Origin of the sequence: Pseudomonas kermanshahensis, assembly GCF_014269205.2 — a bacterium.
GTDB classification, from domain to species: Bacteria; Pseudomonadota; Gammaproteobacteria; order Pseudomonadales; family Pseudomonadaceae; genus Aquipseudomonas; species Aquipseudomonas kermanshahensis.
Map to the genome: position 1 here is coordinate 2398697 of NZ_JABWRY020000001.1, position 11929 is coordinate 2410625.

Consider the following 11929-nt stretch of genomic DNA (forward strand, 5'->3'; position numbering starts at 1 on the left):
TCGCAGCACAAGGCTGCTCCTACAGGGGGGTCAAGGGTTGCCCGTGCTCGTGCCTTGGCGCCCAGTACCTTCCGAGCCACTGCCATCCATCCCTGGCAAATCCCGTCCATCATCCTGGGTGGCTGGCGGGCTCTCGGGGTCATTGCCCTCGATCCGCGGGTCGGTGTCGCGTGGCATCGGCTTTTCAATGGGGTTGAGCGTGCTGTCTACACCCGGTGTCGGCGCTGGGTTGTGCGGGTCGTCGGGGTAGGTGGGCCCAGTGCCGACCGCCAGGGCCAGCGGTGAAACCAGTACGGCTGCAAGCAGGAAGGTGCGGATCATGGGGCAAGCTCCTTTGCATCGGGATGGGGGCAAGGCTTCTATTTCGATTGGGCCATTAAGCCCGCGCCTGGTGCCCCCACCCCGATCAACGGTCACACCACCATCGACAGCAACATGATGAAGATGATGCCGACCACCGAAAGGATGGTCTCCATCATGCTCCAGGTCTTGAAGGTCTCGGCCACGGTCATGTTGAAGTACTGTTTCACCAGCCAGAACCCGGCATCGTTGACGTGTGACAGGATCAGCGAGCCGGCGCCGGTGGCCAGCACCAGCAGCTCACGGTTGACCCCCGGCACCAGGTCGATCACCGGTGCCACGATGCCCGCGCCCGTGATGGTCGCGACCGTCGCCGAACCTGTGGCGATGCGGATCACCGCCGCCACCAGCCAGGCCAGCATGATCGGCGAGATTTCGGCCTGCACGGCCATTTGCCCGATCACGTTGCCGACACCGGTATCCACCAGCATCTGCTTGAAGCCGCCGCCGGCACCGACGATCAGCACGATGGCGGCGGTGGGCGCCAGGCTCTGGTCGAGCATCTTCATGATCTGCTGGCGGTTGAAGCCACGCGCCGCGCCGAAGGTGTAGAAGGCCAGCAGCAACGCAGCGAGCAGGGCGGTGATGGGGTGGCCGATCAGGTCCATCCATTGGCGCACGATGTGCTCGGCCGGCAGGACCACGTCGGCGAAGGTCTTGAGCAGCATCAACGCCACTGGCAGCAGTACCGTGACCAACGTGATAGTGAAGCTCGGCAGGTTGCCCTGGTCGGACTCCTTGGCGATCTGGTCCATCAGCTCCTGGGACGGGTTGCCCGGAATGTAGCGTGAAATGAAGTTACCGAACAGCGGGCCGGCAATGATCGCGGTGGGCAGCGCGACGATCAGGCCATAGAAGATGGTCTTGCCGATGTCGGCATGGAAGATGCCGATCGCCAGCAACGGCCCCGGGTGCGGCGGCACCAGGCCGTGAACCACGGACAGGCCGGCCAGCAGCGGAATACCGATTTTTACCAGCGAAACGCCGGAGCGCCGGGCGACGATGAACACCAACGGGATCAGCAACACGAAGCCGATCTCGAAGAACAGCGGAATACCAACCAGGAAGGCGGCGAACATCATGGCCCAGTGCACGTTCTTCTTGCCGAAGGCGCGGATCAGGGTCTGGGCGATCTGGTCGGCGCCGCCGGAGTCGGCCATCAGCTTGCCGAGCATGGTGCCCAGCGCGAGGACGATACCGACGAAGCCCAGAACGCCGCCGAAACCGTCCTGGAACGATTTCATCACCTTGGCCACCGGCATGCCGGAGGTGAGGCCGAGGAAGCCGGCCGCGAGGGTGAGGGCGACGAAGGGGTGCACTTTGAAATGGGTGATCAGCAGGATCAGCCCGACGATGGTGACCAGTGCGTCGAGCAGCAGGAAGGTATCAGTAGCCAGTCCGAACATGGTTTTAATGCCTCGGTCTTATCGTTGTTTTGGGCGTAACGTTATGGAACTTTCAGGCGCTTTCATTGGTCGAGACAGCGCTGTCTTGGGTGAGCCGGATAAACCGCCAGGTTCAGGCGGTTTGCGCCAGGTCCTGCTCACCGCAAGGCTTTAGCCAGGTGTCTACCGTCTCGGCCAAGGCGTCGATGGCCTGGGTGGCGTCCAGCGGCAAGGTCCGTGGCTCGCCACGCGGCGATTCGAGCGCTGCGAACTGGCTGTCGATGAGGCTCGCCGGCATGAAATGCCCTGGGCGCGCCAAGACCCGTTTTTCGGCTTCGGCAGGGGTCAGCTCAAGGAACACGAACGCGAGGCCCGGCATGGACGCGCGCAACGTTTCGCGGTAACGGCGCTTGAGTGCTGAACAGGTCAGGATCGGGCGTTCGCCCGACTGCACCGTGGCTTGCAGCTCCTGGCCCAGGCGCACCAGCCAGCCGGCTCGGTCGTTATCGTCCAGGGGGATGCCAGCGCTCATCTTGCGGATGTTTTCGGCAGGGTGGAAAGCGTCGCCTTCGATCAGGCGGCCGCCGCTTCTGGCAGCAATGGCAGCGCCGACGCAGCTTTTGCCGCAGCCAGCCACGCCCATCACTACAATGGCGGACAGGGGAGAATTCATCAGTACCTCCTGCGGGGTGAGATAGCGCTGTCTCGTCGTTGACGAACAGCCACCTCCCCGGTGTTATTGGTCTTGTCCTTACGCAGTATGGACGCTTGGCACAGTGCACGTGGAACCGCTACCAAAGATTACATTGCCTGCGTCCTAAGACAGCGCTACCTTAGTGGCCGTTCCCCTCCCTTGGCAAGTAGTAAAATTACAACATCCATGTCACGCACAGGCTCTCGCACCACCGGTCGTCCTACCCTGGCAGAAGTCGCCAGGCTTTCTGGGGTTTCCCCGATCACCGCATCCCGCGCCTTGCGCGGCGTCAGCACGGTTGCCCCGGCGCTGGTGGAAAAGGTTGCCGCTGCTGCGGCCAGCCTGGGCTATGTCGCCAACCCGGCAGCCCGTGCACTGGCTTCGGCGCGCAGCCAGTCGGTGGTGGTACTGATCCCGTCGTTGTCCAACCAGTTGTTCATCGACACCCTCGAAGCCATTCACGAGGTGATGCGCCCGCGAGGGCTTGAGGTGTTGATCGGTAACTATCACTACGACATTGCCGAAGAAGAAAACCTGATCCGCAACTACTTGGCCTACCAGCCTTGCGGCATGCTGCTGACCGGGTTCGAGCGCAGTGACGCCGCGCGGCAGATGCTGGCGGCCAGTGGCGTGCCCTGCGTGCACATGATGGAGCTGGGCGGCGAGGCGGGTGCGTTGTCGGTGGGCTTCTCGCAGCAACAGGCAGGGCGCGCTGCGGCCAGGCACCTGATCGAGCGTGGGCGGCGCCGGCTGGCGTTCATTGCCGCGCAGCTCGACCCACGGGTGATGCAGCGTGCCGAAGGCTTCCGCCAGGCCCTCGCCGAGGCAGGGCTGCAGTCGACGGAGCTGGAAATCCTTGCACCGGAGCCTTCCTCGATCGCGCTGGGCAGTACGTTGTTCAGCCAGCTGATGCAACAGGCGCCGGATGTCGACGGTATCTTCTTCTGCAACGACGACCTGGCCCAGGGTGCGGTCCTGCAGGCACTGCGCCAGGGCGTTGAAGTACCCCGCGAGGTGGCGATGGTCGGCTTCAACGACTTGCCCGCTTCAGCGCACATGGTCCCGCGGCTGACCTCGATTCGCACGCCGCGGGCTGCCGTTGGTCGGGGCGCCGCGCAGGCCCTGCTGGCGTTGCTTGACGGCAAGCGGGTGGCCACCGAGCAGCAAGACCTTGGTTTCGAGTTGATGGTGCGCGAAAGCTCGTGACACGCGGTGCCCGAGTAGCGCCTGGGGTGTTAATTACAAGGTGATATCAATGTGCTTGCACGGCGCAGTTGCCCATCTATGCTCAGGACATCCCGCGCATAAAGGAGCCCGGCGTCATGTTCGATTTCCATCGCAAGTCCGACTTGCTCGAGATTCAGCGTAGTCACCAGGCACTGGCCAGCGCGCAAGCGAAACTGGCGGCAATCAGCCGTTCGATGGCGATGATCGAGTTCGCGCCCGACGGCACCATTCTTGACGCCAACGAGCGTTTCTGCCAGGCCATGGGTTACAGCGTCGAAGAGCTACGCGGCAAGCACCATCGGTTGTTTTGCGACCCGGCCTACGTCAAGACGGCCGAGTATCAGCAGCTTTGGCGTGAATTGGGGCAGGGCAAGGCCATCAGCGGGACCTTCGAGCGCGTCGACAAGGCAGGGCGGGAGGTTTGGCTCGAAGCCAGCTACATGCCGGTGCTGGATGAGCAGCGTCAGGTCACCAGCGTGATCAAGGTGGCGTCGGACATCAGCCAGCGCGTTATGCAGGAGCACGAAAGCGAGAGCCTGCTCAAGGCCATCGGCCGCTCCATGGCGGTGATCGAGTTCACCCCTGCCGGGCGGGTGATCAAGGCCAATCAGAACTTTCTCACCACCATGGGCTACCGCCTGGAAGAGGTGGTCGGGCGCCACCACGGGCTGTTCTGCCTGCCCCAGGAGCGGGAGTCGTCGGCGTACCGTGAGTTCTGGGCCTCGCTCAACCGCGGGGAATACCATTCGCACCGCTTCGAGCGCATCAACAAGCAAGGCCAGACGGTCTTTCTCGAAGCCTCCTACAACCCGATCTTCGACAGCAAGGGCCGGCTGTACAAGGTGGTGAAGTTCGCCAGCGACATCACCAGCCAGGTCTGCACCCAGCAAAGTGCCGCCGATGCCGCCCACGCCAGCTCCATGCAAACCGATGCCTGCGCCCGCAAGGGCACCGAGGTGGTACAGCAGGCGGTGCAGGTAATCGAACAGATTTCCCAGGAGCTCAATGACGCCGCACGCAGTATCGATGCAGTCAGCAAGCAGTCGGACGTGATCGGCCAGATCGTGTTGACCATTCGCGGCATCGCCGACCAGACCAACCTGTTGGCGTTGAACGCGGCCATCGAGGCGGCGCGCGCCGGCGAACATGGGCGCGGTTTTGCCGTAGTCGCCGATGAAGTGCGCAACCTGGCGGCGCGTACCAGCAAGGCCACCTTGGAGATCGTCGATGTGGTGCGGCAAAACCATGACCTGTCGCTGTTGGCGGTGGCAAGCATGCAGTCGAGCCTGACGCGTACCGGCCATGGCGTGGCCCTGGCCAACGAGGCCGGCACGGTGATCATGGAAATCCAGCAAGGGTCACGCCACGTGGTCGATGCGATCAGCCAGATCAACTCGACGTTGCAATTGCACTGAGGGCGGCACTGAGTTCGTGTAACAGGGCCTGCATGCTGGCTTGCAGTTGCTGGCGCAGTTCAGCCGTTGGTAGCCCTTGGGCCTGCGCCTGTTCGATGGCTTCGCAGTGCTTGACCAGCGTGCGCATCTTGAGCATTTTTGCCCCACCCTTGATGCGGTGGGCCAAGGCGCGCACGGCGTCGCTACCCGCATCTGGCCCGAGTGCACACAGTGCGGCCAAATCTTCACTGGCGCTTTGTGACAGCTGTTCGAGCAGGTGCCGGGTGAGCTGTTCGTCGTCCTGAGTCAGGTGGCGCAGCTCGCTCAGGTTGAAACCGCTGCCCTGGGCCTGAACAGGCGGTGTGTGCGTGCTGGCCTGGGGCAGGTGGTTTTTCAGGGTTTGCAGGCCAATCGGCTTGAACAGGCATTCGTCCATGCCACTGGCCAGGCAGCGGGCACGTTCCTCGGCCTGCGCGTTGGCGGTGACGCCGAGGATCCTGCAGGCCATCAACCCGCCCTCGTGTTCCAGCTTGCGTAGGCGGCGGGTCAGTTCGTGGCCATCCATGATCGGCATGCTGCAGTCGGTAATCACCAGGTCGAAGCGTGCTGCCTGCCACCGGTCCAGCGCGATTTCGCCGTTTTCAGCCAGGGTGACGCGATGCCCCAATGTGTGCAGTTGCCGCTCTAGCAGCAGCAGGTTGGCGGGGTAGTCGTCGACCACCAGAATGTTCAGCGGCCCGCTGCTGGCTTCCAGCACCGGGGCGCGCTGCTCGGCAGGCGTGGGGGCTTGGCTGGCGGGCAACTGCAGGCAGACTTGCACCTTGCTGCCCACGCCTTCGACGCTGTGCAGGCTCAGCGTGCCGCCCATCAATTCGGCCAGGGTGCGGCTGATCACCAGACCCAGCCCGGCGCCCTGGCGTGCCCGCGGGCCATCGGCCTGGGCGAAGGCATTGAACAGCCGGGCCTGGTCTTCCGGGCTGATCCCAATGCCGGTGTCGCGTACGCAGAGTTCGACCTGCAGGTCGCTATTTCCGTCGGCGGCCGACAGGGTAAGGCTGACGTGCACTTCGCCGCGCTCGGTGAACTTGATGGCGTTGCTGATCAGGTTGGACAGTACTTGCTTGAGCCGCAAAGGGTCTGCCATGACCCAGCCTGGTGCGGTGGGCAGCGTGCTGTGCAGGTGCAAGCCTTTGATCCGCGCATTGCCTTCGAATACCCGCAGCGTATTGCGCACCAGTTCGACCAGGTTGGTCGGCACCGGTTGCAGGGTCATGTGCCCGGACTCGATGCGCGAGATGTCGAGGATGTCGCCGATCAACTCCAGCAGGCCAATGGCCGAGTCGTGGGCAGTCTGCAGGGTCTGGGTATCACAGCGGCCGGCGCGGCTGTCTTCCAGGGCCAGTTCGAGCAGGCCGATCACCGCATTCATCGGTGTGCGGATTTCATGGCTCATGGTGGCCAGGAAGGTGCTCTTGGTCTGACTGGCCTGTTCGGCATCGTCCTTGGCCTGGCGCAACTGTTCGAGCAGGCCGCGGCTCAAGGCTAGCTGGGCTTGCAGGGCGTGCTGGGCGTCGGTGCGCTGGTGGATGAGTTTGCGCAGGTAGGTGTTCCAGAACACCACCCCGGCCAACAGCAGGGCGGACAGCACCAGCACTTGCAGCGCCAGCGTGCGGTAGTCGCGCCATGGGCTGTCACTGACCAGCGTGCTGGTGCGCCAGCGGTTGATCAGTTGGTCCAGTTCTTCGGGGGGGATGCTCAGCAGCGCCTTGTCGAGTATGGCCTGCAGCTGAGGTTGGTCCGGGGCCACGGCAAATGCCGCGATGGCCGGGCTGTCGTCCAGCACGCTGGCGATACGCAATTGGTCCTTGAACACATGGTTGATGTAGTAGGTGGCGTTGATGTAGTTGCTCAGGGCCACGTCGGCGGTGCCACTGGCCACGGCTTCCATTAGCCCGAGGGGGTTGTCCACTTCGACTACCTTGGCGCGTGGGAAGCGCCGCTGCAGGTCTGCGCGCTGCGGCGAGCCACGTACCAGGGCGACACGCTGGCCATCGAGGGCTTTGGCCTGCGCCGATGAGGTGGCGTCGTTGCGGGTCACCAATACCCTGGGGCTGACCAGGTAAGGGCGGGTGAAGCGCAGTTGTTTGGCACGCTCGGTGCCGTAGCCCAGCGCACAGATCATCTGCGCGTCGCCGCGCGCCAGGCGCTCTATCATCGCCTGCGCCGACTGGCTCTCGATGGGTTTGAAGTGCAGGCCCGTGCGCAGGGAAATTTGCTTGAGCAGCTCCAAGGTGATGCCGTTGGTACGGTGCTGCGTATCGTTGAACGTCAGCGGTGCCAGTGAGGTGTTGACCAGTACCTTGACGGTCGGGTTGTGGGCGATCCAGGCGGCCTCTTCGGCGGTCAAGGCGGTCAGGTGGCGCTCCAGCAGCAGGCTGGTGTTACCGCTGGTCCAGCGGCGCAGGATGGTCAAGCGCTCGCTCTCGGTGATTCGGGCCAAGGCCTTGTCGACCAACCCGCGCAAACGGGGGGTGTCGTCAGCCATGGCAAACGCAAAGGCACCCGGGGCCACCTGGCAGAAATGGTCGATCTTCAAGGTGCCCTGGTAACTCTTGCCAATAAAGAAGTCGGTGCTGATGGCATCGCCCAGGTAGGCGTCGGCCTCACCCAGATCGACCGCGGCAAGGCCGGCCAAGGTGGAGCGGTATAGGCTCAATTGCGCCTTGGGGTACAGCGAGCGCACGGCGCTGGCGGGCAGGTAGTGGTCGACCATGGCCAGGCGCAGGCCGTCGAGGTCGAGGGCATTTTTCAGGGTGCGGCCTTCGCGGGTGACGATGACCGGCAGGTCGTCGGCGTAGGGCGAACTGAGGCCTAATTTAGCATCCGCCGCCTCGAAGGCGTTGGAGCTGCCGAGCAGGTCGATGCGGCCCTCGCGCAGTGCGGCGATGGCTGCGTGGCGGTTGTCGAAGCGTCGCACTTCGACCGGGATCCCTAACTGCTCGGCGATGATGCCTGCATAGTCGGCGCTCAGGCCTTCGTAATCACGCTCGCTGATGTTGATTTCGAACGGCGGGTAGTCAGGCCGCGAGCTGCCCAGTACCAGCTGGCCGCGCTGCTGCAGCCATTGGCGGTCCTGGTCGCTCAGTTGCAAGGGCGCCGCGGCGCTGATCGAGCGCGCTAGCAGTTGCCGAGGTTCGCTGTCGGCGAACAACCCAGGGGAACTGGCCATGCCGATGGCCAACAGGATGCTCGCCAGCAGGCGCGTCATGGCGGCTGGGCTCAGTAAACGCTGTTGCGTTTGGCCAGATCGACCATTTCTACCAACGATTCTGTTTTGAGCTTTTCCATGATGCGGCCCCGGTAGGTGCTGATGGTTTTGGCACTGAGGTTCATGCAGGTGCCTATATTCTTGTTGTTTTCACCGCGAGCCAGGCGCCGCAACACTTCCATTTCGCGGTTGGACAAGCTGGCCAGGCGTGTCGGTTCACTCTCCAGCGAATTGCTGTTGACCGACATCTGCGGGAAGGTCGAATAACCTTTTACCAAGGCCTTGAGCGCGAACAGCAGGGCCTCGTGGTCTTCGTCCTTGGTGACGAAGGCGCCGATGCCTGCATCCAGGCAGCGCCTCACGTACAGGTCGGTAGCCTGCCCGGTCAGCACCATGATCTTGGGCACTGGCTCCAGGCTCTGAAGCCGTTTGATGACCTCCATGCCGTCCAGGCCGGGCAAGCCGATGTCCAGCAGCACCACGTCCGGCCGTAGTTCGCGTGCTGCCTGAGCCACTTCGCTGCCATTGGCAACTTCACCCACGACGTGAAAGCGCTCCCGCTCGAGCAGCAGGCGCAGGGAGAGCCGGACAATAGGGTGGTCGTCGACGATCAGGACGGTAGTCATGAAGAAAACTCCTGTAGGGCTGTGGTCCGCTTCCTGGAACACTCAGGAATACGTCTGCAAGGGGGGTTATCGGAAGCGCTGCAAGATACGGCCATTCCCTACGTTTGGTAATGCCGAGTATAGAGTTGTTGAATAACCCTGTAGGTGTTGTTGAAAAATCCTACAAAAAACAGGGATGGGCACCGCCCGCGTGGCGTGGCGATGCCTATTTGCACAAGGCCTTTAGGCGCAAGCGGTATGAGGTTTGCGCACGCGCTGGGTCGAGGCGGGGTTGTTGGCCAGTGCTTGGCCGACCCGTGGCGGGCGTGCCAGCAACTGGCCGGAGCAGTTGGGGCAGCGGCCGTGCAGGCGGGTGTCGGCACAGGCACGGCAGAAGGTGCATTCGAAGGAGCAGATTAAGGCGTCTGGGCTATCACCCGGCAGGTCAGCGTCGCAGCACTCGCAATTGGGTCGTAATTCCAGCATTGGCGTAGCTCCAGGTGGCAGGGGGAACCTTGAGTCTGCTACGCCAGCGCTAACGCTGGCAATGCTCAGTCGCCAGGGCGAAAGAGGTGCGCGTGCCCGGCACGGTATAAGGCCGACTCGGCGAAAGGCGTGTCACCCAGTACATGGCCGACCAGAATCAGCGCAGTGCGGCGAAAATCCTTAAGCGCCACGCGTTCGACGATATCGTCAAGGGTGCCCCGCACCCAGTCCTGGTCCGGCCAGGTGGCGCGATGGACCACGGCAGCCGGGCATTGCGGGCCGTAGTGCGGCAACAGTTCGCTGACAATACGCGGCAAGTTTTTTACGCCCAGGTGGATGGCCAAGGTGCTGCCATGGCGCGCCAGGTCGGCCAATTGCTCGCCGGGCGGCATCGGCGAAGTGTCGCCAAAGCGCGTGAGAATCACCGTTTGCGACACCTGTGGCAGGGTCAGCTCGCAGCCCAGCAGGGCCGCACTGGCGGCAGTGGCGGTGACGCCTGGGATGATCTGGTAGTCGATGCCCAGCTCACGCAGATGGCGGATCTGCTCGCCGATTGCGCCATACAGGCTCGGGTCACCGCTGTGCACGCGGGCCACGTCCTGGCCTTGCGCGTGTGCCGTGCGCATAGCACTGATGATCTGTTCCAGGTGCAGCTCGGCGCTGTTGATCACGGTCACGGCCTGGTGGCCTTCGAGCACAGCCGCGGGTACCAGCGAGCCGGCATAGATGATCACTGGGCACTGGCGGATCAGGCGCTGGCCCTTGACCGTGATTAGTTCCGGGTCGCCGGGGCCGGCGCCGATGAAGTAGACCGTCATGGAAAGTCCTTGCGATGAAAGGGATGCTGCGAATTATCGCCCGCAGGCCAAGGCGAGGGTAGCCGGCCCGAGCACTTGGCGTGCGACCCGCAGCCGGGCCGTGCCGAGGTGCTGGCTGGCCATGGCCAGCGCCGCGCTTTCTGCGACGCCCCAACAACCGCTGTGGGCATGGGCGATGACCGAGCGATGACTGAGCAGGGGTTCGTAGGGCTGAAGTTGCCCGGCATCGTACAGCAGCAAGGGCAGGCCAAGGCGTTTGGCAAGCTGCTGCAGGCCAGGTTCGTCAGCCTTGAGGGCGATGCTGGCGATACCGCGCAGTGCTGACAGCGCCAAGCCATTGTCAGCCAAGGCTTGGCGCAGCAGGTTTTCTAGGGTGTCCGCCGGGCACCCCCGGCGGCAACCAAAGCCGGCGTACAACGCCGGCAGGGTGGTGTCGAAAGCCATCAGGCCTGGCTAGAGCGGCGGTACAGCCACGCGCTGAGCAGGCCCAGGGCCAGCCAGAAGGCGGCGTTGGTCAGCCAGCTGGCGACCTTGAATTGGGCTTCCAGGGCTTCAGGGGCGAGGCTTTGATGCACCTCAGGTTGCGGTGCACCGATGACATGCGGCAGTACCAGCAATACGGCGCCCAGCGCTTTCACCAGCCAGTGGCGGGCAAATACCAACAGGGCCAGGCCCAGTGCGGTAGCGCTTGCGGTGCCGATCCACCAGGCCTGGCGTTGCCCCAGGTCAGCGGCAGCGGTGCCCGGCAGCTCTGGCGGCAGGCCCAGGGTAGGGGCCAGGCAGAACACGGCGAACCCCGCCAGGCCCCACAGGGCGCCGGTGCCCACGCGCTTCGGTTCACGCAGGCTGTACAGGGCGACCAGTATCAGCGCGAAGCCAACCGCCACCACCAGGTTGCCCCCGGTGGTGGACAGCACGCGTTGCCAGCCGTCTTCAGGCGACCAGGCTTCGGCGCTGTGTTCATGGGCCGCGGCCCCTTCGGCGCCGTGTTCGTGATGCTCGGCAACAGGGGCTGCGGATTCGTAGGTTTCTGCTTCAAGGATCAACGGGGCAACCCAGAAGCTTTGCAGCAGGGTCAGCAGCAAGGCCGCGAGCAGCCCGCTGAAGCCCGCGGTACGGGCAATTCGCATGATCATGGGGCGTACTCAGTGGCAGGGGAAGGCGGCGCTGTGGCGGGTATCGTGCGCCGCGTTGTGCACGGCTTCGATGTGCGAGAAGCCGGCAAAGTACACCAGGCACAGGCCCAGCAGGCTGGCGCCGACGGCGATGACGACACGCTGACTGAGGGTGACGGGGGTGGCAATGCTGTGTTTGGCGCTGGTGACGGGCATGACGCGTTCCTCTGCTTTTTGTGGGCAACGAGCAAGCGCGGCAGCCCCGAACGTGATCCGCCCAGGGGAATGCGACAGCGCCCGCCCACCGCGGGGTGTTCATAAACGTCAGGCCGGTCTCCGGGCTCACGAGGAGGAGCAGGGCTCCTGAAAAGCGCCCCTTCCCATGCCAGATGACGCGGCACAGTGGTCTAGACGCTTCGCTCGCTTACCGTTGCGGGGGCAGCACCGGCTTGGTCGGGCCCTGGTCGAGGGCTTGCGACGCACCGGTTTCCCGTTTCACCCCCTGAGGGGCACCTGAACGCGAGGCATTAGGAGACCACGAGGCAGGTTTTCCGTCAATTGCACAGCGGTGTGCGCG

General features: G+C 63.9%; 11 protein-coding genes, 2 pseudogenes and 1 riboswitch. Of the genes and pseudogenes, 3 read left to right on the top strand and 10 right to left on the bottom strand.

Features of this window, described 5'->3' with window-relative positions; translation table 11 throughout:
• Positions 1-30 precede the first annotated feature (30 nt).
• From HU764_RS11095 to HU764_RS11105, 3 genes are all read right to left on the bottom strand, one after another.
• Complete coding sequence (locus HU764_RS11095) at positions 31-321, bottom strand: hypothetical protein (protein ID WP_186678210.1); 291 nt, start codon at positions 319-321, stop codon at positions 31-33.
• A gap of 92 nt (positions 322-413) precedes the next feature.
• The gene (locus tag HU764_RS11100) at positions 414-1766 is read right to left on the bottom strand and encodes a GntP family permease (RefSeq protein ID WP_027593400.1); all 1353 of its coding nucleotides are present in this window, start codon (positions 1764-1766) and stop codon (positions 414-416) included.
• A 112-nt stretch (positions 1767-1878) separates the two neighbouring features.
• Positions 1879-2418 carry a gluconokinase gene (locus HU764_RS11105; RefSeq protein ID WP_186678213.1) on the bottom strand — a complete coding sequence of 180 codons (540 nt, stop codon included), beginning with the start codon at positions 2416-2418 and terminating at the stop codon, positions 1879-1881.
• A 207-nt stretch (positions 2419-2625) separates the two neighbouring features.
• Here HU764_RS11105 and gntR point away from each other — a divergent pair, with 207 nt between their 5' ends.
• The 3 genes and pseudogenes from gntR to HU764_RS28105 form a co-directional block, all read left to right on the top strand.
• Positions 2626-3645: an HTH-type transcriptional regulator GntR gene (gene gntR / locus HU764_RS11110; RefSeq protein ID WP_186678217.1), complete on the top strand. Its 1020-nt coding sequence runs from the start codon at positions 2626-2628 to the stop codon at positions 3643-3645.
• Positions 3646-3761: 116 nt separating this feature from the next.
• Positions 3762-4544 (top strand): annotated as a pseudogene (locus HU764_RS28100) (PAS domain-containing protein); the annotation flags it as partial.
• 111 nt (positions 4545-4655) lie between these two features.
• Positions 4656-5081 (top strand): annotated as a pseudogene (locus tag HU764_RS28105) (methyl-accepting chemotaxis protein); the annotation flags it as partial.
• Here the strand turns inward: HU764_RS28105 and HU764_RS11120 are convergent.
• The 7 genes from HU764_RS11120 to HU764_RS11150 all read right to left on the bottom strand — a co-directional run bounded on the left by HU764_RS11120 (position 5056) and on the right by HU764_RS11150 (position 11568).
• Positions 5056-8328, bottom strand: a complete 3273-nt coding sequence (locus HU764_RS11120) for a transporter substrate-binding domain-containing protein (RefSeq protein WP_186703761.1) — start codon at positions 8326-8328, stop codon at positions 5056-5058. The pseudogene HU764_RS28105 and the gene HU764_RS11120 overlap by 26 nt on opposite strands.
• Positions 8329-8339: 11 nt before the next feature.
• On the bottom strand, positions 8340-8954 hold the full coding sequence (locus HU764_RS11125; RefSeq protein ID WP_186678225.1) for a response regulator transcription factor: 615 nt from the start codon (positions 8952-8954) through the stop codon (positions 8340-8342).
• 222 nt (positions 8955-9176) lie between these two features.
• Entirely contained in the window at positions 9177-9419 is a 243-nt protein-coding gene (locus tag HU764_RS11130; RefSeq protein ID WP_027593394.1) for a DUF1272 domain-containing protein, read from the bottom strand.
• 65 nt (positions 9420-9484) lie between these two features.
• Positions 9485-10237, bottom strand: a complete 753-nt coding sequence (gene cobM, locus HU764_RS11135) for a precorrin-4 C(11)-methyltransferase (RefSeq protein WP_186703760.1) — start codon at positions 10235-10237, stop codon at positions 9485-9487.
• 33 nt (positions 10238-10270) lie between these two features.
• A complete protein-coding gene (locus HU764_RS11140; RefSeq protein WP_186703798.1) occupies positions 10271-10663 on the bottom strand; it encodes a cobalamin biosynthesis protein in 393 nt (130 codons plus the stop codon).
• A gap of 17 nt (positions 10664-10680) precedes the next feature.
• Positions 10681-11373, bottom strand: a complete 693-nt coding sequence (locus HU764_RS11145) for a CbtA family protein (RefSeq protein ID WP_186703759.1) — start codon at positions 11371-11373, stop codon at positions 10681-10683.
• A gap of 9 nt (positions 11374-11382) precedes the next feature.
• Positions 11383-11568 carry a CbtB domain-containing protein gene (locus HU764_RS11150; protein ID WP_027593390.1) on the bottom strand — a complete coding sequence of 62 codons (186 nt, stop codon included), beginning with the start codon at positions 11566-11568 and terminating at the stop codon, positions 11383-11385.
• Between the two features lie 94 nt (positions 11569-11662).
• A riboswitch (cobalamin riboswitch) is annotated at positions 11663-11884 on the bottom strand.
• Positions 11885-11929: the final 45 nt, after the last annotated feature.